Source organism: Alsobacter ponti, from assembly GCF_024294805.1.
Lineage (GTDB): Bacteria > Pseudomonadota > Alphaproteobacteria > Rhizobiales > Beijerinckiaceae > Alsobacter > Alsobacter ponti.
Map to the genome: position 1 here is coordinate 238,211 of NZ_JANCLU010000004.1, position 19,232 is coordinate 257,442.

At 71.0% G+C, this 19,232-nt stretch carries 16 protein-coding genes; 11 read left to right on the top strand and 5 right to left on the bottom strand.

The genetic code is table 11. The annotated features are described in order from the left end of the window. Nucleotides 1–942 (top strand): alpha/beta hydrolase, encoded by a 942-nt coding sequence (locus NK718_RS06250; protein ID WP_254739681.1) that lies wholly within the window; start codon nucleotides 1–3, stop codon nucleotides 940–942. A gap of 17 nt (nucleotides 943–959) precedes the next feature. Here the strand turns inward: NK718_RS06250 and NK718_RS06255 are convergent, their stop codons facing one another. Further along, complete coding sequence (locus NK718_RS06255) at nucleotides 960–1,604, bottom strand: response regulator transcription factor (protein ID WP_254739798.1); 645 nt, start codon at nucleotides 1,602–1,604, stop codon at nucleotides 960–962. A 203-nt stretch (nucleotides 1,605–1,807) separates the two neighbouring features. Between NK718_RS06255 and NK718_RS06260 the strand changes: the two genes are divergently transcribed. Then, complete coding sequence (locus tag NK718_RS06260) at nucleotides 1,808–3,208, top strand: hypothetical protein (protein ID WP_254739683.1); 1,401 nt, start codon at nucleotides 1,808–1,810, stop codon at nucleotides 3,206–3,208. Between the two features lie 141 nt (nucleotides 3,209–3,349). Further along, nucleotides 3,350–4,216 carry a tetratricopeptide repeat protein gene (locus NK718_RS06265; protein ID WP_254739685.1) on the top strand — a complete coding sequence of 289 codons (867 nt, stop codon included), beginning with the start codon at nucleotides 3,350–3,352 and terminating at the stop codon, nucleotides 4,214–4,216. 6 nt (nucleotides 4,217–4,222) lie between these two features. Here NK718_RS06265 and NK718_RS06270 read toward each other — a convergent pair whose 3' ends face one another. Together NK718_RS06270 and NK718_RS06275 are read right to left on the bottom strand one after the other, a co-directional pair. Next, on the bottom strand, nucleotides 4,223–5,086 hold the full coding sequence (locus NK718_RS06270; RefSeq protein WP_254739687.1) for a prephenate dehydratase: 864 nt from the start codon (nucleotides 5,084–5,086) through the stop codon (nucleotides 4,223–4,225). Between the two features lie 20 nt (nucleotides 5,087–5,106). After that, nucleotides 5,107–5,853, bottom strand: a complete 747-nt coding sequence (locus NK718_RS06275) for a 3-deoxy-manno-octulosonate cytidylyltransferase (protein ID WP_254739689.1) — start codon at nucleotides 5,851–5,853, stop codon at nucleotides 5,107–5,109. A gap of 242 nt (nucleotides 5,854–6,095) precedes the next feature. On the opposite strand from NK718_RS06275, the gene NK718_RS06280 reads away from it, so the two are divergent. From NK718_RS06280 to upp, 8 genes are all read left to right on the top strand, one after another. Further along, entirely contained in the window at nucleotides 6,096–6,653 is a 558-nt protein-coding gene (locus tag NK718_RS06280; RefSeq protein ID WP_307730334.1) for a c-type cytochrome, read from the top strand. 252 nt (nucleotides 6,654–6,905) lie between these two features. Further along, a complete protein-coding gene (locus NK718_RS06285; RefSeq protein ID WP_254739691.1) occupies nucleotides 6,906–8,777 on the top strand; it encodes an extracellular solute-binding protein in 1,872 nt (623 codons plus the stop codon). Continuing rightward, a complete protein-coding gene (locus tag NK718_RS06290) occupies nucleotides 8,774–10,630 on the top strand; it encodes an extracellular solute-binding protein (RefSeq protein ID WP_254739693.1) in 1,857 nt (618 codons plus the stop codon). The genes NK718_RS06285 and NK718_RS06290 overlap by 4 nt, the downstream gene beginning before the upstream one ends. A 27-nt stretch (nucleotides 10,631–10,657) precedes the next feature. After that, complete coding sequence (locus NK718_RS06295) at nucleotides 10,658–11,773, top strand: microcin C ABC transporter permease YejB (protein ID WP_254739695.1); 1,116 nt, start codon at nucleotides 10,658–10,660, stop codon at nucleotides 11,771–11,773. Between the two features lie 62 nt (nucleotides 11,774–11,835). Then, nucleotides 11,836–12,969 carry an ABC transporter permease gene (locus tag NK718_RS06300; RefSeq protein ID WP_254739802.1) on the top strand — a complete coding sequence of 378 codons (1,134 nt, stop codon included), beginning with the start codon at nucleotides 11,836–11,838 and terminating at the stop codon, nucleotides 12,967–12,969. 16 nt (nucleotides 12,970–12,985) lie between these two features. Then, complete coding sequence (locus tag NK718_RS06305; protein ID WP_254739697.1) at nucleotides 12,986–14,614, top strand: ABC transporter ATP-binding protein; 1,629 nt, start codon at nucleotides 12,986–12,988, stop codon at nucleotides 14,612–14,614. A gap of 2 nt (nucleotides 14,615–14,616) precedes the next feature. Then, nucleotides 14,617–15,846 carry a phosphopentomutase gene (locus NK718_RS06310; RefSeq protein WP_254739699.1) on the top strand — a complete coding sequence of 410 codons (1,230 nt, stop codon included), beginning with the start codon at nucleotides 14,617–14,619 and terminating at the stop codon, nucleotides 15,844–15,846. 107 nt (nucleotides 15,847–15,953) lie between these two features. Further along, nucleotides 15,954–16,583: a uracil phosphoribosyltransferase gene (gene upp, locus NK718_RS06315; RefSeq protein WP_254739701.1), complete on the top strand. Its 630-nt coding sequence runs from the start codon at nucleotides 15,954–15,956 to the stop codon at nucleotides 16,581–16,583. 54 nt (nucleotides 16,584–16,637) lie between these two features. On the opposite strand, the gene ggt is transcribed toward upp, so the two are convergent. Together ggt and NK718_RS06325 are read right to left on the bottom strand one after the other, a co-directional pair. Next, on the bottom strand, nucleotides 16,638–18,389 hold the full coding sequence (gene ggt, locus NK718_RS06320; protein ID WP_254739703.1) for a gamma-glutamyltransferase: 1,752 nt from the start codon (nucleotides 18,387–18,389) through the stop codon (nucleotides 16,638–16,640). A 68-nt stretch (nucleotides 18,390–18,457) separates the two neighbouring features. Further along, nucleotides 18,458–19,231 carry an ATP-binding cassette domain-containing protein gene (locus NK718_RS06325; RefSeq protein ID WP_254739705.1) on the bottom strand — a complete coding sequence of 258 codons (774 nt, stop codon included), beginning with the start codon at nucleotides 19,229–19,231 and terminating at the stop codon, nucleotides 18,458–18,460. Nucleotide 19,232: the final 1 nt, after the last annotated feature.

Genomic DNA, 19,232 nt, shown 5'->3' on the forward strand with positions numbered 1-19,232 from the left:
ATGCATCTCGATCCCGCCTGCTTCCTGCCCGCCTCCGTGTCCGAGGAGACGAAGGCCCTCAACGCCTCCATCGTCGCCAAGCTCGCCGCTCTGCCGGACCAGTGGTCGGTTCCGCCCGCCGTGATCCGCGAGCGCCGCCGCCAGGGCCTCGGGCCGTTCCCGTCGGAGCAGCCGAGCCCGCGCGCCCGCACCGAGACGATCGACGGCCCGGCGGGTCCGCTCGCCTTGCGCGTCATCGCGCCCGACGCGCCGCGCGGCGTCTATCTTCACATTCACGGTGGCGGCTGGACGTTCAACACCGCCGACATGCAGGACGAGCGGCTGGAGCGCATCGCGCGAAACTGCGGGCTGGCCTGCGTCTCGGTGGAATACCGCCTCGCGCCCGAGGATCCGTATCCCGCCGCGCCCGACGACTGCGAGGCGGCGGCGCTGTGGCTGGTGCGCCAGTCGAAGGCGCTGTTCGGAACCGACTGGCTGGCCATCGGCGGCGAATCGGCCGGCGCGCATCTGGCCGCGGTGACGATGCTGCGGCTGCGCAACCGCCACGGGCTGACGCCGTTCCGCGCCGCCAACCTCGTGGCCGGCTGCTACGACCTCGCGCTGACGCCCAGCGTGCGCCGCTGGGGCGACGAGAAGCTGGTGCTCAACACGCGCGACATCTGGATGTTCGCGCAGAACTTCCTGCGCCTGCGCGGCGACGTGCGCGATCCGGACGTGTCGCCGTTGCATGCCGACCTGACGGGCCTGCCGCCGGCGCTGTTCACGGTGGGCACGCGCGACCCGCTGCTCGACGATTCGCTGTTCATGGCGGCGCGCTGGGAAGCCGCCGGAAACGCCGCCGAACTCGCGGTGTGGCCGGGCGGGGCGCACGTGTTCGTCGCTTTTCCGGGCGCGCTGACCGAGCAGGCCCTGGCGCGGATGGACGCTTTCCTGTCGCGCTGAAAGGGGTGGCCGAGCCCTTACTCGGAGCCGAGCGGCAGCGGCTGGCCCGCCGCGATCTTCGAGGCGGCGATGACCGCCTGGGTGCGGCTCTCGACGCCGAGCTTCTGCAGGATGGCGGAGACGTGCGCCTTGACGGTCGCCTCCGAGACGCTGAGCTCGTAGGCGATCTGCTTGTTGAGCAGCCCTTCCGACAGCATCATCAGCACGCGCACCTGCTGCGGCGTCAGGCTGCCGAGGCGCTTGACGAGGTCGCTCGTCTCGCGGTCCACCGGCGCGGACAGGTCGACGTCGCTGGGCGTCCAGGCCCCGCCGTCGAGCACCTCGCGGATTGCGCCGCGCATCGTGTTCACATCGACCGATTTCGGGATGAACCCCGACGCGCCGAACTCGATGCAGCGCCGGATGACGCCGCGGTCCTCGTTGCCCGAGACGACGATCACCGGCGTCCCCGGGTGCTGCGCGCGCAAATACATCAGGCCGGAGAAGCCCTGCACGCCCGGCATGGTGAGGTCGAGCAGCACGAGGTCGACGTCGGCCCCCTTGCCGAGGTGCTCGGTCACGTCGTCGAAGGTGCCGGCTTCCAGAATCGAGACGCCCTGAACCAGTCCGGAGACGGCTTCACGCAACGCGCCGCGCACCAAAGGATGGTCGTCGGCGATCATGATCCGGGTCTGCGACGCGTCCAAATGACAATCCCCCTCGGCGGCAGCGTGTCGTTCGCTCTTGTCGTTGGTTTTCATCATTCTGCGACTCCGCGTGCCGCGCAAGCGATTCATGGCAATCTCGGCATGGGTGCTTGCACGTATGCCCGGCATCCGCAAGCTTGCGCTGTCGGGGCGGATTTCGCCCCTGTTCGAGCGCTCTCATGACAGCATCGTCCGCCCGCGCCGTCTTTTTCGCCGCCTCCTGCGCCGCCGCGTGGCTCGCCAGCGTGGGGCTGGCGGTCGTGCTGGCCCGCATCGGCCTGTCGCCGCAGATCATGGTGGCGCTGCTGGCGGGCCTCCTCGTCGCCGGCGCGGCCTTGGGCGGCGCGCTGGGCGGAACCATGCGCTTCGGCGTGTTCCTCGTGGGCGGCCGCGCCTTGCCGCCCGTGCCGCTCGGCCTCGCCATGGCGACGGGCTGGGCGGCGCTGGCGACCGGCCCGGCCGGACGGCCCGCCGGCATGCTGGGCCTCGGGCTCGGCCTCGCGCTCGTGCTGGCGCTCGTCGGGCCGGCGATCCGCCGGTCCGGCGCGCCGACGCTGCCGATGTTCCTGCGCCACGCCTTCCGCAGCCCGGCGCTGAGGGCGGTCGCGGCGGCGGTGGTGGCCAGCGCCGGCGTGCTGCTCGGCGCGGAACGGCTGCTGTCGTTCTACGACGCGGCCGCGCCGCTGTTCGGGCTCGGCCGCGCCGCCTCCGGCGTGCTGCTGTTCGCGCTGATCGCCACGATCCTGGCGCCCGGCGGCGCGCGCGGGCTGGCGCTCGCCCTGCTGGCGCTGGGAACGGCGGGGCTCGTCGCGGTGGCGAGCATCGCCTGGTGGCGGGGCGGGGCCGGTCTGGCCACTCCGGCCGCCTGGACGGCGGGGGGCTTGGACTGGACCGTCACGCAGGCCGCCGCCGCCGCGATGACGGTCGCAGCCCCGCACCTCGCCACGCTCGCGGGCTCGGCTCGGCATCCCGCCGACCTGCGCCGGGCTCTCGTTCCGGCGCTGCTGGCGGCGCTGGCGTTCGGCGCCGCGGCGGCGCTCGCCGGCCCCGGCGCGACGCTGGGGCCGACGCTGGCCCTCGCTCTGCTCGAACTGGCGCTCGACCTCGCCTGCGCCGCCGGCCTGCTGCTCGCGGCGGGCTCGGCGCTCGGGTTCGACCTGCCGGGACGGGCGAAGCCCCGTCGCCGCTCGCTCTCGGCGCGCTTCGCCTGGCTTCGGCTGGCGACCCTGCTGGTGGCCGGGGCGGCGGCCTGGATCGCCGCCTCCCGGCCGGACCTCGTGCGCGGCCTGTCGGCCGCCGCCGCCGCCGTGCTGGCCGCCGCCCTGGCGCCTCCGGCGCTGCTGGCGGCGCTGCGGCCGGGCTCGTCTCCCGGCTCGGGGCTGGCGGCCTGCCTCGCCGGGTTGGCGACCGCGCTCGCCTTGCTCGACGGACGGGTCGCGGCGCTCGGCGAGGTCGCGGCGTGGCTGGCGGCGGAACCGGGCGCGGCGGGGCTCGTGGTCGGCTTGGCCTGCGGCGGCGCGGTGGCGCTGGCGACGGCGCGTCGACCGCCGCGTCCGCCGATCGAGGACGAGGCGTTCTGACCCGTCGGCGAGGGGGCTCGCTCGGGACGTGGCGAAGGCCCGTGTTAACCCGGCGTTAGTGTTAACGGCTTATTGCTGAGGCCATGCCGCGAGCGCCCGGGCGGTCCGCCCGGCCTCCTTTTCCGCAGCGGGAGTTCGCCGATGGGCCCGTCCAGCCCGATCCCCAGCCCTGTCCTCGTTCCGATGCCGCGCGCCGCGAGGCTCGCCGCCGCCGCCGTGGTCGCGCTCGCGCTCGCCGGGTGCGTGGGAGCCGGCGGACCGGACTCCACCGGCTCGCTCAAGGCCAGCGCCGCCTCCGGCACCGCCGAGGGCTGGAAGGCCTACGCCGAGGAGTGGGGCAAGCGCTACGAGGCCAACCCCGGCGAGAAGACGGCGTCGCTCAATTATGCCCGCGCGCTGCGCGTGCTCGACAACAAGCAGCAGGCCGTCGCGGTGCTCGAGTCGGCGGCGATGAAGGCGCCCAACGATCCCGACGTGCTGGGGGCCTACGGCAAGGCGCTCATCGATGTCGGCCAGCTCGCCCGCGCGCAGGACGTTCTGAGCCGCGCCCACTCGCCCGACCGGCCGGACTGGCGCATCCTCTCCGCCCAGGGCGCGGTGGCCGACCAGCTCGGCGAGCACAAGCGCGCCCAGGGCCTCTACCAGGCCGCGCTCAAGCTGCAGCCCGACGACCCCGGCGTGCTGTCCAATCTCGGCCTCTCCTACGCGCTCGACCGCCGCCTGCCCGAGGCGGAGGTGACGCTGCGCAAGGCGGTGGACCAGTCGGGAGCGGACCCGCGCGCCCGGCAGAACCTCGCCCTCGTGCTCGGCCTGCAGGGGCGCTTCGCGGAAGCCGAGGAGATGGCGCGGCGCGACATGACGCCGGTCGAGGCGGCGCAGAGCGTCGCGGCGATGCGCCAGATGGCGTCGCGCTCCGGCGCGACCGGCCTGAAGCCGGCCGGCAAGCCGGCCCGCGCCGCCGCCCAGCCGGCGGAGGAGCCGTCCGTCACCGCGGAACTGCGCGGCTGAGCGGCCCTATTCGGCCGCCGGCTGGCTTTCCAGCCGGTAGGGATGGGCGCGGTAGCAGCCCAGGATGCGCACTTCCTTGGAAAAGAAGGCGAGCTCCTCCAGCGCGAGCTTGAGGCGCGGGTCTTCCGGATGGCCGTCGACGTCGGCCAGGAACTGCGTGGCGGAGAACTCGCCGTCGACCATGTAGCTCTCGAGCTTGGTCATGTTGACGCCGTTCGTCGCGAAGCCGCCGAGCGCCTTGTAAAGCGCCGCCGGGACGTTGCGGACGCGGAACAGGAAGGTCGTGACGAGCGGGCCCTCGTCGAGCGGGGCCCAGCTCGGCGTGCGCGACAGCACCACGAAGCGCGTGGTGTTCGAGGACTCGTCCTCGACGTCCTCGGCGAGCGTTTCCAGGTTGTAGATCTCTCCCGCCAGCCGCGTCGCCAGCGAGGCGCGGGTCGGGTCGCCCCACTCGGACACCTCGCGGGCCGAACCGGCCGTGTCGCCCGTGATGACGGGCTTGAGGCCGAGCTTGCGGATGATCTTGCGGCACTGTCCGAGCGCGTGGACGTGGCTGTACACGGACTTGATGGTCGCCAGCGACGCTCCCTTGATGGCGAGCAGCTGGAAGTGGATCGGCAGGAAGTATTCGCCGATGATGTGCAGTCCCGAGGCCGGCAGGAAATGGTGGATGTCGGCGACGCGCCCGGCGATCGAGTTCTCGATCGGGATCATGCCCAGCGTCGCGGCGCCGTCCTTGATCGCCGCGAAGGCGTCCTCGAACGTGGCGCAGGGCATGGGCTCCCAGTCCGGATACATGTCGCGGCAGGCGATGTCGGAATTGGCGCCGGGCTCGCCCTGGTAGGCGATGACCTTCTTGCGGTCGGGCATGATGCTGTCCTGTCGGGGTTTCAATGGGTGCGCGGGCGGGCCGCCAGAATGGCGCGCGCGCGCTCGAGATCGTGCGGCGTGTCCACTCCCAGCGGCACGTCGTCGACCACGACGACGTCGATCCGCATGCCGTTCTCCAGCGCCCGCAACTGCTCCAGCCGCTCCCGCTTCTCCAGCGGCGAGGGCGGCAGCGCCACGAAGCGCGCCAGCGCCTTGCGGCGATAGGCATAGAGGCCGATGTGATGATACAGCGGCCCCTCGCCGGAAGGGGCGGTGGCGCGCGTGAAGTAGAGGGCGCGCATCTGGCCCGCGACGGTGGGCGTGGCGACCGCCTTGACGACGTTGGGGTCCGTCCGCTCCTCCTCACGCGCGATCACCGCCGCCAGCGTGGCGATGTCGACGGCTGGGTCGGCCAGCGGCAGCACCGAGGCCTGCACGGCGCGCGGGTCGATGGTCGGCAGGTCGCCCTGCACGTTGATGACCACGTCGTGGCGGCCCTCCGGGTCGAAACGCTCGACGGCCTCGAAGATCCGGTCAGAGCCCGACGGGTGGTCGGAACGCGTCATCACGGCGATGCCGCCGGCCCCCTCCACGGCCTCGACGATGGCCGGCTCGTCGGTGGCCACCACCACTGGCCCGAGGCCGGTCTCCATGGCGCGCCGCCAGACGTGGACGATCATCGGCTCGCCGAGAATGTCGGCGAGGGGCTTGCCGGGCAGGCGCGTCGAGGCCATGCGCGCCGGGATGAGAATGACGGGGTCGGACATCGAGGCGGGAACCTGTGGGGCGAAGGGCGCGCCGGGCCTTGCGGTCCGGGGCGAAAGTATCGTGCTGAAATGCGCTTATACGAGTTGCCAAAGGCGCGGCAAAGCGGGTAATCATCCGCCGCCCGGCCGCGGCAGCGCCCGGGATTCCGCCCGGCTGCGCCGCGTGTCGCGCCGGTCCCGGATTTCGGAGAAATCTAATAGCCACACCGGCACGCCCGGCTCGGCCGTTCGGAGAGGTTCGCATGTTCGGGATGGATTCCTTCGAGTTCAACAAGATCGCGGGCGCGGTCCTCGGGACCCTCCTGTTCGCGATGGGCCTCGGCATCCTGGCCGAGACGCTGTTCTCGCCGCGCCACCCGCCCGTCGCCGGCTACGCGCTGCCGGCCGGCGAGGAAGCGCCCGCCGAAACCGGCAAGCCGGCCGCCGCAGCCGTGCCGCTGCCGCAGCTCCTCGCCAAGGCCGACCCGGCCAAGGGCCAGGCCACGGCCAAGGTCTGCACCTCCTGCCATTCCTTCGATAAGGGCGGCGCCAACAAGATCGGTCCCGCGCTGTACGGCGTGGTCGAGCGTACGCCCGCCTCGCACGAGGGCTTCAACTACTCGGCCGCGATGAAGGAGAAGGGCGCCAAGGGCGAAAAGTGGACGTTCGAGGCGCTCGACGCCTTCATCGCCAACCCCAAGGGCGCGGTGCCCGGCACGGCCATGAGCTTCGCCGGCCTCAAGGAGCCGGAGAAGCGCGCCGACGTCCTCGCCTATCTGCGCACCCTCTCCGACAGCCCGGTCGAGCTGCCCAAGCCCTGAGCCTCCGGCGACGGCGACCGCCCAATTCGGCTGACCCGCGACGACCCGAGCGCCGTCGCGCCGCCGGCCCCCGTCGGGGCCGGCTTTGTCATGTCCGGGGCCGTGGAGCGCCGCTCGCCCGCGCGCGCCGGCGACCGCCTTCGTCCCCGCCGCGAGCCACGCGCCTTCCCGCCGTGGCCGGACGGGTGGCCGGCCGGCCAAAATGCGACATAATCGGTTGCACTGTGGGCGTGTCGGCGCGTGGGAGGTGACATGAGGTGGAGCGCGAAGGGGCCGCGGGCCCTCGTCGTGGCGGCGGTGGCGCTGGCGGCCTTGTGGGTCGCCGCTCCGGCGGCGCGGGCCGCGGACCCGGAATGGCGCATCGGCCTGTCGCTGATGGGCGCGCCCAAGTACCAGGACGGCTTCACCCACTTTGACTATGTGCGCCCCGACGCTCCCAAGGGCGGAACGGTGCGCCTCGGCCGCCAGGGCGCGTTCGACAATTTCAACCTGGTCGTGGCCGGGGTGAAGGGGCAGATCGAGGGCGGCGTCGGGCTCGTCTACGAACAGCTGACGGAACAGGCGCTCGACGAGGTGTCGACCGCCTACGGGCTCCTCGCCGAGGCGATGCGCCATCCCGACGACTTCTCCTCCGTCACCTATCGCCTGCGCGCCGAGGCGCGATGGCAGGACGGCAAGCCGGTGACGCCGGAGGACGTGATCTTCTCCTTCGACGCCTTCAAGGCCAACAGCCCGCAATACGCCTTCTACTGGCAGCACGTGGTGAAGGCCGAGAAGACCGGCGAGCGCGAGGTGACGTTCCGGTTCGACCAGCCGGGCAACCGCGAGCTGCCGCAGATCGTCGGCCAGCTCACCGTGCTGCCGAAGCACTGGTGGGAGGGAACCGGGCCGGACGGCCGCAAGCGCGACATCACGCAGACGACGCTGGAGCCGCCGCTGGGCTCCGGCCCCTACCGCCTCAAGGCCTTCGACGCCCAGCGAAACGCGGTCTACGAGCGCGTGAAGGACTATTGGGGCGAGAAGCTGCCGGTTCGCGTCGGCACCAACAATTTCGACGAGATCCGCTTCGAGTACTACCGCGACTCCACCGTGCTGTTCGAGGCGCTGAAGGGCGACCAGTACGATTTCCGCATCGAGAACAGCGCCAAGAACTGGGCCACCGGCTACGACTTCCCCGCCGCCAAGGACGGCCGCGTGCTGCGCGAGGAGTTCGCCGAGCGGGCGTCGGGGCGCATGCAGGCCTTCGCCTTCAACCTGCGCCGGCCCAAGTTCCAGGACGCAAGGGTTCGCCGGGCGTTCAACCTGGCCTTCGATTTCGAGGAGCTGAACAAGCAGCTCTTCTACGGCCAGTACCAGCGCATCAAGAGCTATTTCGAGGGCACGGAACTGGCCTCCTCCGGCCTGCCGGAGGGCAAGGAGCGCGAGATCCTGGAGAGCGTGCGCGACAAGGTGCCGCCGGAGGTGTTCACCACGCCGCACGCCACGCCGGTCAATGGCGGCCCGCAGGCCGTGCGCGACAATCTGCGCGAGGCGGACCGCCTGCTCAAGGAGGCCGGCTGGGAGATCAAGGGCGGCAAGCGCGTCAACGCGAAGGGCGAGCAGCTCGCCGCCGAGTTCCTGGCCTACGACCCCACCACCGAGCGCTATGTGCTGTTCTACAAACCGGCGCTCGAGAAGCTGGGCATCGGCGTGTCGCTGCGGGTCGTCGATCCCTCGCAATACGAGAACCGGATGCGGGACTTCGACTTCGACATCACCACCGAGCTGTGGGGCCAGTCGCTGTCGCCCGGCAACGAGCAGCGCGACCTCTGGGGCTCGGCCAGCGCCAACCGGCCGGGCTCGCGCAACACGCTCGGCGTGCGCGACCCTGGCGTCGACGCGCTGATCGACAAGGTGATCTTCGCCCGCGACCGTGAGGAGCTGGTGGCCGCCACCAAGGCTCTCGACCGTGTGCTGCTGGCGCACGACTACGTGGTGCCGCAGTGGACCTACCCGTTCACCCGCACGGCGCGCTGGAACCGCTTCGGCCGGCCCGAAACCATGCCGAAATACGCCGCCCCCGCCTTCCCGACCATCTGGTGGTGGGACGCGGAGCTGGCGAAAAAGACGGGGTCCGGCCGATGACCGACCGCCGCGACGTGCTGCTCGCCGGCGCGGCGGCCCTCGCCGGCCTGGCGCTGCCGCGCGCGGCCCGCGCCCAGGCGGGGGCGGCCGAACGGCACGGCATGTCGACCTTCGGCGACCTCAACTATGGTCCCGACGCACGGCATTTCGACTACGTGAACCCCGCCGCGCCGAAGGGCGGCGTCGTGTCGCTGCAGATCTCGTCGACCTTCGGCAACCAGGCCTTCGACACCTTCAACACTCTCAACGTGTACGTGCTCAAGGGCGACGGCGCCGCCGGCATGAACATGACGTTCGACAGCCTGATGAGCCGCGCGCTGGACGAGCCCGACGCGCTCTACGGGCTGCTGGCCCGGAGCGTCGCGACATCGGCCGACGGCCTGACCCAGACCTTCCGCCTGCGGCCCGAGGCGCGGTTCCACGACGGCTCGCGGGTGACGGCGCACGACGCCGCCTTCTCCCTGACCGTGCTCAAGGAGAAGGGCCACCCGCTGATCTCGCAGACCATCCGCATGATGGCGGCCGCGGAGGCGCTCGACGACGCCACCCTGGTGGTGCGCTACGACAAGGGCCGCTCGCGCGACCTGCCGCTCACCGTCGCACAGCTGCCGATCTTCTCGAAGGCGTACTACGCAAGCCGCCCGTTCGAGGAGGCGACGCTGGAGGCGCCGCTGGGCTCCGGGCCGTACAAGGCGGCGCGGTTCGAGCAGGGGCGGTTCATCGAGTTCGCCCGCGTGCCCGACTACTGGGGCCGCGACCTCGCCGTGAATGTCGGCCAGAACAATTTCGACCGCGTCCGTTTCGAGTACTACCGCGACCGCCAGGTGGCGCTGGAAGGCTTCAAGGCGGGTACGATCACCTTCCGCGAGGAGTTCACCTCGCGCGACTGGGCGAGCGCCTACGACATCCCGGCGGTGCGCGAGGGCCGCGTCAAGCGGGAGACGATCCCCGACGAAACGCCCTCGGGCGCGCAGGGCTGGTACTTCAACCTGCGCCGCGACGCCTTCAAGGACCGCCGCGTGCGCGACGCCCTCGGCCAGCTGTTCGACTTCGAGTGGACCAACGCCAACATCATGTTCGGCGCCTACCGGCGAACCGCCTCGTGGTTCGAGAACTCGCCGATGAAGGCCGAAGGGCCGCCCTCGCCGGAGGAACTGGCGCTGCTCGCGCCGTTCCGGGGGCGGGTGCCCGACGAGGTGTTCGGCCCGCCCTTCACGCCGCCGGTGACGGACGGAACCGGGCAGGACCGCAACCTGCTGCGTCGCGCCGACGCGCTGCTGCGCGAGGCCGGGTGCCGGCGCGAGGGCGCCACGCTGCGCCTTCCCGGCGGGCAGGCCTTCGAGGTGGAGTTCCTCGACTTCTCCGGCTCGCTGCAGCCGCACACCGCCTCGCTCATCAAGAACATGAAGCTGCTCGGCATCGAGGCGCGCTACCGCATCGTCGACGCGGCCCAGTACCAGCGCCGGGTCGACGCGTTCGACTTCGACATCATCACCCGGCGCACCAGCATGGGCGTCACGCCCGGCGAGGGCCTGCCGCTGATGTTCGGCTCGCGCGCCGCCGCCATCCAGGGGTCGAGCAACATCGCCGGCATCGCCGACCCGGCGGTCGACGCCATGATCGCCGCCGCGCTCGCCGCCGACACGCGGGACGAGCTGACCACCGCCTGCCGCGCGCTCGACCGCGTGTTGCGCGCCGGCCGCTACTGGATCCCGATGTGGTACAAGCCCGAGCACTGGCTGGCCTACTGGGACATGTTCGGCCGCCCGGACACGAAGCCGAAATATGACCGCGGCGCACCCGGCACGTGGTGGTATGACGAGGCGAAGGCGAAGCGAATCGGCAAGGCCTGAGACGAGCAGGGGAGAGCAGTCCGCTTCATGTTCGCTTACGTCGCCCGCCGCGCGCTGCTGATGATCCCGACGCTGTTCGGGATCATGCTGATCTCCTTCCTCATCGTGCAGTTCGCGCCGGGCGGCCCGGTGGAGCGCGTGCTGGCGCAGTTGCAGGGCAACGACACGTCGGCCACCTCGCGCATCGCGGGGGGCGGCGGCGGGGATTTCGCCGGCGGCCAGCAGCAGCCGGGCGGCGGGGCGGCGGAAACCACCTCGAAATATCGCGGCGCGCAGGGGCTCGACCCCGCCTTCATCAAGCAGCTCGAGGCGCAGTTCGGCTTCGACAAGCCGCCGATCGAACGCTTCGGCCTGATGCTGTGGAATTACGCGCGGTTCGATTTCGGCAAGAGCTATTTCCGCGACGTGCCGGTGCTGCAGCTCATCAAGGAGAAACTGCCCGTCTCCATCTCGCTCGGCCTGTGGATGACGCTGCTGTCCTACGCCATCTCGATCCCGCTCGGCATCCGCAAGGCGGTGAAGGACGGGTCGACCTTCGACACCTGGACCTCGGCGGTGGTCATCGTCGGCTACGCCATCCCCGGCTTCCTGTTCGCCATCCTGCTGATCGTGCTGCTAGGCGAAGGCTCGTCCTTCCTGCCGATCTTTCCGCTGCGCGGCCTGACCTCGGAGAATTTCTGGCAGCTGCCCTGGTACGCCAAGGCGGCCGACTACCTCCGGCACATCTTCCTGCCCATCCTCGCCATGGCGCTCGGGGCGTTCGCCACGTCGACCCTGCTGACCAAGAACTCGTTTCTCGACGAAATCCGCAAGCAATACGTGCTGACGGCGCGGATGAAGGGCCTGAGCGAGCGGCAGGTGCTGTACGGCCACGTCTTCCGCAACGCCATGCTGATCGTCATCGCCGGCTTTCCGGGCGCGTTCATCAGCGCCTTCTTCACCGGCTCGCTGTTGATCGAGACGGTGTTCTCGCTGGACGGGCTGGGCCTGCTGTCCTTCGAGTCCATCGTCAACCGCGACTACGCCGTCGTGTTCGCCAACCTCTACATCTTCTCGCTGCTCGGCCTGGTGGTGAACCTGCTCTCCGATCTCACCTATACGTGGATCGACCCGCGCATCGACTTCGAGACGCGGGAGGTGTGAGCGTGACCGAGCTCGCCGACGCCCGCGCCGCCGCTCCCCTCGCCCCGCCCCGGGGCGAGAAGCTGGCCCCGCCGCTGCCGCGCAAGGGGCTGTTCCGCCTGTCGCCGATCAACGAGCGCCGCTTCGCCAATTTCCGCGCCAACCGCCGCGGCTACTGGTCGTTCTGGATCTTCTCCATCCTGTTCGTGCTCTGCCTGTTCGCCGAGTTCCTGGCCAACGACCGGCCGATCCTCGTCAGCTACAAGGGCGAGCTGCTGGCGCCGGTGTTCGTCGACTATCCCGAGGAGAAGTTCGGCGGCTTCCTGGCGCGGACGGACTACCGCGACCCGGTGATCGCCCGCGAGATCGCCGACAACGGCTGGGCGCTGTGGCCGCCGATCCGCTTCGCCTCCAACACGATCAATCTCGACCTTCCCACCGCCGCGCCCTCGCCGCCGACCTGGCGGCTGCCCGAGGACGTCTGCAAGCCGATCGCCGAGAAGCGCGGCGCGCCGCCCGCCACCGCCTCCTGCCGCGACCTCGAATGGAACTGGCTCGGCACGGACGACGGCGGCCGCGACGTGCTGGCGCGCGTCATCTACGGGTTCCGCATCTCCGTGCTGTTCGGCCTGCTGCTGGCGGGCGTGTCGTCCGTCATCGGCATCCTGGCCGGGGCCGTGCAGGGCTATTTCGGCGGCCGCATCGACCTGTATTTCCAGCGCATCATCGAGATCTGGTCGGCGATCCCCTCGCTCTATCTGCTGATGATCCTGTCTAATTTCTTCCAGCCGTCCTTCTTCACCCTGCTCGGCATCCTGCTGCTGTTCTCGTGGGTGGCGCTGGTTCATGTCGTGCGCGCCGAGTTCCTGCGCGCGCGCAATTTCGACTATGTGCGGGCGGCGCGCGCCCTGGGCCTTTCGGACGCGACCATCATGGTCAAGCACGTGCTGCCCAACGCCATGGTCGCGACGATGACGTTCCTGCCGTTCATCCTGAACGGCTCGATCACGACCCTCACCTCGCTCGACTTTCTCGGCTTCGGCCTGCCGCCCGGCTCGCCCTCGCTCGGCGAGCTGCTGCTGCAGGGCAAGAGCAACATCTCCGCGCCGTGGCTGGGCCTGACCGGCTTCACGGTGATCGCGGTGATGCTGTCGCTGCTCATCTTCATCGGCGAGGCGGTCCGCGACGCCTTCGACCCGCGCAAGACGTTCGGCTGAGGGGGCTGCCCGCCGCATGACCGCGCCACTGCTGTCCGTCCGCGATCTCTCCGTCGCCTTCCGCCAGGGAGGGAAGGAGACGCTCGCCGTCGACCGCGTCTCGTTCGAGGTCGGGCGCGGCGAAACCGTGGCGCTGGTCGGCGAGTCCGGCTCGGGCAAGTCGGTGACGGCTTTGTCCGTGCTCAAGCTGCTGCCCTATCCGCCGGCCTTCCACCCCTCGGGCGAGATCGCCTTCGACGGGCGCGACCTCATGCGCGCCTCCGACGACGAGATGCGCAAGGTGCGCGGCAACGACATCACCATGGTGTTCCAGGAGCCCATGACGTCGCTGAACCCGCTGCACACGATCGAGCGGCAGATCGGCGAGATCCTGTCGCTCCACAAGGGCCTGTCGGGCGAGACGGCGCGGCGGCGCACGCTGGACCTGCTGAAGCAGGTGGGCCTGCGCAACGCCGAGGACCGCCTGGGCGCCTATCCGCACGAGCTCTCCGGCGGCCAGCGCCAGCGTGTGATGATCGCCATGGCGCTCGCCAACGAGCCCGCTCTGCTGATCGCCGACGAGCCGACCACGGCGCTGGACGTCACCGTGCAGGCGCAGATCCTGCAACTGCTCGCCGAGCTGAAGTCGCGGCTCGGCATGTCGATGCTGTTCATCACCCACGACCTCGGCATCGTCCGCAAGATCGCCGACCGCGTCTGCGTGATGACCGGAGGCCGCATCGTCGAACAGGGGCCGGTGGAGGACGTGTTCGAACGGCCGGCCCACGCCTATACGCGCAAGCTGCTGGCCGCCGAGCCGAAGGGGCAGCCCGAGCCGCCGCGCGAGGACGCGCCGGTGGTGATCAGCACGGACGACCTCAAGGTCTGGTTCCCCATCCGCAAGGGGTTCTTCAAGCGCGTGGTGGGCCACGTGAAGGCGGTGGACGGCATCAGCGTCAGCGTCCGCGAGGGCGAAACGGTGGGGGTCGTCGGCGAATCCGGCTCGGGCAAGACGACGCTCGGCCTCGCCATGCTGCGGCTCATCTCCTCCCAGGGCCCGGTGGTCTATCTCGGCCGGCGGCTCGACGGCCTCTCGCAGAAGGACATGCGCCCCCTGCGGCGCGACCTTCAGGTCGTGTTCCAGGACCCCTACGGCTCGCTGTCGCCGCGCATGTCGGTGGCGGAGATCGTCGCCGAGGGCCTGACGGTGCAGGGCCGCGATCTCTCCTACGAGGACCGCCGCGAGGTCGTCGCCCGGGCGCTCCTCGACGTCGGCCTGGAGCCGACGGCGATGGACCGCTACCCGCACGAGTTCTCCGGCGGCCAGCGCCAGCGCATCGCCATCGCCCGCGCCATGGCGCTGGAGCCGCGCTTCGTGGTTCTGGACGAACCCACCTCGGCGCTCGACATGTCGGTCCAGGCGCAGATCGTCGACCTTTTGCGCGACCTGCAGAAGCGGCGCAGCCTCGCCTACATGTTCATCAGCCACGATCTGCGCGTCGTCCGCGCGCTGGCCAACCACGTCGTGGTGATGCAGAACGGCAAGGTGGTGGAGCAGGGCCCGGCCGCCGAGCTGTTCGCGCGGCCGCGCACCGACTATACGCGCGCTTTGTTCGCCGCCGCCTTCCGGCTGGAGACGGCGGACGCCGGCATCGTGCGGGAGTGAGCATGGGACGCGCCTTCCTCATCGTGCTGGACTCGGTCGGCTGCGGCGCGGCGGAGGATGCCGCCGCCTACGGCGACGAGGGCGCCAACACGCTTCTGCACATCGCGCAGGGCTGCGCGGACGGGCGCGGCGACCGCCCGGGCCTGCGCGCCGGCCCGCTTCGCCTGCCCGTCATGGGCGGGCTCGGCCTGTCGCTCGCCGTCGCCGCCTCGTGCGGCGAGGCGATGCCCGGCCTGCCGAGCCCGGACCGGGCGCGCGGCATGTGGGGCTACGGCGTCGAGACCTCGTCCGGCAAGGACACGCCTTCGGGACACTGGGAGATCGCCGGCGCGCCGGTCGCCTCCGGGTGGGGCTACTTCCCGGACACGCGGCCGAGCTTCCCGCCCGACCTGACGGCGGCGCTGATCGCCGAGGCCGGGCTGCCCGGAATCCTTGGGGACCGCCACGCCTCCGGCACCGCCATTCTCGACGAGCTGGGTGAGGAGCACATCCGCACCGGCAAGCCGATCTGCTACAGCTCGGTCGACAGCGTGCTGCAGATCGCCGCGCACGAGGAGAGCTTCGGCCTGGAGCGGCTTTACGACGTCTGCCGCGTGGCGCGCCGCCTGTGCGACCGCCTGCGCATCGGCCGAGTCATCGCGCGGCCCTTCCTCGGAGACGCGGCGTCGGGCTTCGTGCGCACGCCGCGCCGCAAGGACTTCGCAATGCCGCCGCCGGAGGGCAACGTGCTCGACCGCGCCGCCTCCGCCGGCCGCGACGTCGTGACCCTGGGCAAGATCGGCGACATCTTCGCCCACCGCTCCACGGGCCGCGAGGTCAAGGCTCCCGGCAACATGGCGCTGTTCGACGCGCTGCTCGCCGAGACGGCGAGCCTGCGCGACGGCGGCTTCCTGTTCGCCAATTTCGTCGATTTTGACACCGAGTTCGGCCACCGCCGCGACGTGCCGGGCTACGCCGCCGCGCTGGAGGCGTTCGACGCGCGGCTGCCGGCCTTTGTCGCCGCCCTGCGCCCCGGCGACATCGCCATCGTCACCGCCGACCACGGCAACGACCCCACCTTCCGCGGCACCGACCACACGCGCGAGCACACGCCCATCCTGGCCTTCGGCCCCGGGCTGCCGGGGGGATCCATTGGCCGGCGCGAGACGCTGGCGGACATCGCCGAGACGGTGGCCGCGCATCTCGCCCTGCCGTCCTCGGGGCCGGGACGGAGCTGGCTCGCCGGGCGTTAGAAGCCGCGCCGGCCCAAAAACGCGTGGATGGCCCCGGCGGGGCGCTGCCCTCGCGTCGGCGACGGCGCTAGAGTGGCGCACGTCCAGCGTCTGTCGAGGAGCGTTCCATGGAAGCCGTCACCGTCGTCGCCCACCCGCTCGTGCAGCACAAGCTGACGCTGATGCGGGACAAGAAGCGCTCGACCAAGGGGTTCCGGCAGCTCCTGAACGAGATCGGCATGCTGCTCGCCTACGAGGTGACGCGCGACCTGCCGCTCGAACTGGTCGAGACGGAAACTCCCCTGACCACGATGATGGCGCCGACCATCGCCGGAAAGAAGCTGGTCTTCGCGCCGATCCTGCGCGCCGGCGTCGGCATGCTGGACGGCATGCTCTCGCTGGTGCCCTCCGCGCGCGTGGCCCATATCGGCCTCTACCGCGACCCCGAGACGCTGACCGCCGTGGAGTACTACTTCAAGGCCCCGTCCGACGTGGCGGAGCGGCTGGTCGTGGTCATCGACCCGATGCTCGCCACCGCCAACTCGGCCGTGGCCGCGATCGACCGGCTCAAGGATCGCGGCGCCAGGGATATCCGCTTCGTCTGCCTGCTGGCCGCGCCGGAAGGCATCCAGCGCCTCACCTCGGCCCACCCCGACGTGCGCATCTGGACGGCGGCCATCGACACGCACCTCAACGACCACGGCTATATCGTCCCCGGCCTCGGCGACGCCGGCGACCGTATGTACGGCACGCGCTGAGCGCGAGGCGCGGACGCCGGTCCGCGCCGCCCGGCGGCTCCGGCGTTCTCGGCCTCAATCGCCGATGGCGACGCCTTCGCGGCGGGAGTCCGCGCCGCCGATGAAGCCGGTCGGGGTGAGCACGATGGCCTGGATGCCGGACGTCATCTCGATGGCCCGGACCTCGTGGCCCTTGGCCTCGAGCGCCGCCTTCCAGCCCGCCGCCTCCGTGCCGGCCTCGATCTCGGTCGGGCCGTTGCGGTTGCCGACATTGGGCAGGTCCACGGCCTGCTGCGGGTCCATCTTCCAGTCGAGCAGCGCGACCAGCGTCTTGGCGACGTAGCCGATGATCTGGCTGCCGCCGGGCGAGCCGGTGACGGCATAGAGCCGGCCGAAGGCGTCGAACACGAGCGTCGGCGACATCGAGCTGCGCGGGCGCTTGCCGGGCTCGACCCGGTTGGCGACCGGCTTGCCGTCCTCGGTCGGGGCGAAGTTGAAGTCGGTCAGCTCGTTGTTCAGCAGGAAGCCGCTCTTGGTCATCAGCCGCGCGCCGAAGCCGTCCTCGATGGTGGTCGTCATCGACACGGCGTTGAGCGCGGCGTCGACGATGGCGACGTGGCTGGTGCCGTGCTCGATGCCGTCCGACGGCGCGAACAGGAAGGCCTTCTTGCGCGGCGGCTCTCCCGCCTTGGCGCGTCCCATCGCCTTGTCGGTGGCGATCAGCTCCGACCGGCTCTTGACGTAGTCGGGATCGATCAGCCCGGCGAGCGGCACGTCGACGAAGCCGGGGTCGCCCAGATAGAGCGCGCGGTCGGCGAAAGCGAGCTTGCCGGCCTCGGCCAGCAGGTGCGTGGCGTCCGGTCCCTGCTTGATGCGCGCCATGTCGAAGCGCTGCAGCATGCCCATGATCTGCTGCACGGCGACCGCCCCGGAGCTCGGCGGGCCCATGCCGCACAGCGTGAAGACGCGATAGGCGCCGCATACCGCCGGACGCTCGACGGGCTTGTAGCCCGCGAGGTCGGCCAGCGTCATGTCGCCGGGGTTCGTCTTGTGGCCGGTGACGGTGGCGACGATGTCCTGCGCGATCTCGCCCGTGTAGAAGGCGTCCGCGCCCTTCTCGGCGATGGCGCGCAGCGTCGCGGCGAAGGCGGGGTTCTTCAGCACCGTCCCCACCGCCTTCGGCTTGCCGTCGGCTTCGTAGAAATAGGCGCGCGCGCGCTCGTCGTTGCCGGCCAGGAACTTCTCCTGTCCGAGCAGCCCGTTGAGCCGGGGCGACACGGCGAAACCGTTCTCGGCGAGCGCGAGGGCGGGCTGGAACAGCCGCGCCCAGGGCAGCTTGCCCCATTTGCGGTGGGCAGCTTCCAGCATGCGCAGCGTGCCCGGCACGCCGACCGAGCGGCCGCCCACCACCGCGTCGTAGAACTTCATCGGCTTGCCGTCGGGGCCGAGGAAGCGTTCCGGCGTGGCGGCGGCCGGCGCCGTCTCGCGCCCGTCCATCGTGGAGACCGAGCGGTTCGCCTGGTCCCAATGGACCATGAACGCGCCGCCGCCGATGCCGGAGCTCTGCGGCTCGACCAGGTTGAGCACCATCTGCACGGCGATGGCGGCGTCGACGGCGCTGCCGCCGTCGCGCAGGATCTCGCGCCCGGCGGCGGCGGCCAGCGGGTTGGCGGCGGCGACCATGTACGAGCGCGACTCGCCGAGCGCGCGGGCGGAGCGCCCGGTCGCGGCTTCGGGCGCGGCGGTTTGCTGGGCGAAGGCGGGCCCGCTCCAGGCGAGCGGCGCGGCGAGCAGGGCGGCGAGCGCCAGGCGGGGCAGGGCTGACATCGGGAGGCTCCTCCGGTTGTCCGGGAAGCGTAGCGCGGGCTTTGGCCTTGCGCCAAGCCCGCGCAGCGTCAGGCCGCGCGGGCCAGCGCCTCGTCGGCGGTCAGCGCCGTCTCGGGGGTGCCGGAGACGATCAGCTCCAGCACCTCGTGCTCGTTGGTGTTGCGGACGTAGCGGTCGCCGACGTTCTCGCCGCGCTTGAGCACCATCACGCGGTCACCGACCTCGAAGATGTCGGTGAGCCGGTGGGAGATGATGATCTGCGCCACGCCCTGCTTCTTCAGTTCCGCCATCGTCTCGAGCAGGCGCTCGGTGGCCATGACCGAGAGGTTGGCGGTGGGCTCGTCGAAGATGACGACGCGCGGGTTGAAGGAGATGGCGCGGGCGATGGCGACCGATTGCTGCCGCCCGCCCGACAGGCTCTCGACCTTCTGGTAGACGGAATTGACGTCGACCTTGAGCCGCTTCAGCACGGCCTGCGCCTCGTCGTACATGCGGGCGCGGTCGACGAACAGTCCGTAGCGGCGCGGCCAGCGCCCCAGAAAGATGTTCTGGCCGACGTCCATGTTCCCGCACAGCGCGAAGTCCTGGTAGATCATTTCGATCCCGGCGTCGCGGCTCTCCTGCGGGCTGCGGAAATGAGTGGGGCGCCCGTCGACGAGCACCTCGCCGCCGTCGCGCTGGTAGGCGCCGGTCATCGTCTTCATCAGCGTCGACTTGCCGGCGGAGTTGTCGCCCACCAGCCCGAGGATCTCGCCGGGCATCAGGCGGAAATTGACGTTGCGCAGCGCGTGCACCGCGCCGAAGTGCTTCTGGATGCCGCGCATCTCGACGATGGGGGTCATG

What these genes read in the sequence shown, in the direction of transcription:
- NK718_RS06250 (WP_254739681.1), top strand. Translation starts at nt 1, where the DNA reads ATGCATCTCGATCCCGCCTGCTTCCTGCCCGCCTCCGTGTCCGAGGAG.
- NK718_RS06255 (WP_254739798.1), bottom strand. Translation starts at nt 1,604, where the DNA reads ATGATCGCCGACGACCATCCTTTGGTGCGCGGCGCGTTGCGTGAAGCC.
- NK718_RS06260 (WP_254739683.1), top strand. Translation starts at nt 1,808, where the DNA reads ATGACAGCATCGTCCGCCCGCGCCGTCTTTTTCGCCGCCTCCTGCGCC.
- NK718_RS06265 (WP_254739685.1), top strand. Translation starts at nt 3,350, where the DNA reads ATGGGCCCGTCCAGCCCGATCCCCAGCCCTGTCCTCGTTCCGATGCCG.
- NK718_RS06270 (WP_254739687.1), bottom strand. Translation starts at nt 5,086, where the DNA reads ATGCCCGACCGCAAGAAGGTCATCGCCTACCAGGGCGAGCCCGGCGCC.
- NK718_RS06275 (WP_254739689.1), bottom strand. Translation starts at nt 5,853, where the DNA reads ATGTCCGACCCCGTCATTCTCATCCCGGCGCGCATGGCCTCGACGCGC.
- NK718_RS06280 (WP_307730334.1), top strand. Translation starts at nt 6,096, where the DNA reads ATGTTCGGGATGGATTCCTTCGAGTTCAACAAGATCGCGGGCGCGGTC.
- NK718_RS06285 (WP_254739691.1), top strand. Translation starts at nt 6,906, where the DNA reads ATGAGGTGGAGCGCGAAGGGGCCGCGGGCCCTCGTCGTGGCGGCGGTG.
- NK718_RS06290 (WP_254739693.1), top strand. Translation starts at nt 8,774, where the DNA reads ATGACCGACCGCCGCGACGTGCTGCTCGCCGGCGCGGCGGCCCTCGCC.
- NK718_RS06295 (WP_254739695.1), top strand. Translation starts at nt 10,658, where the DNA reads ATGTTCGCTTACGTCGCCCGCCGCGCGCTGCTGATGATCCCGACGCTG.
- NK718_RS06305 (WP_254739697.1), top strand. Translation starts at nt 12,986, where the DNA reads ATGACCGCGCCACTGCTGTCCGTCCGCGATCTCTCCGTCGCCTTCCGC.
- NK718_RS06310 (WP_254739699.1), top strand. Translation starts at nt 14,617, where the DNA reads ATGGGACGCGCCTTCCTCATCGTGCTGGACTCGGTCGGCTGCGGCGCG.
- upp (WP_254739701.1), top strand. Translation starts at nt 15,954, where the DNA reads ATGGAAGCCGTCACCGTCGTCGCCCACCCGCTCGTGCAGCACAAGCTG.
- ggt (WP_254739703.1), bottom strand. Translation starts at nt 18,389, where the DNA reads ATGTCAGCCCTGCCCCGCCTGGCGCTCGCCGCCCTGCTCGCCGCGCCG.
- NK718_RS06325 (WP_254739705.1), bottom strand. Translation starts at nt 19,231, where the DNA reads ATGACCCCCATCGTCGAGATGCGCGGCATCCAGAAGCACTTCGGCGCG.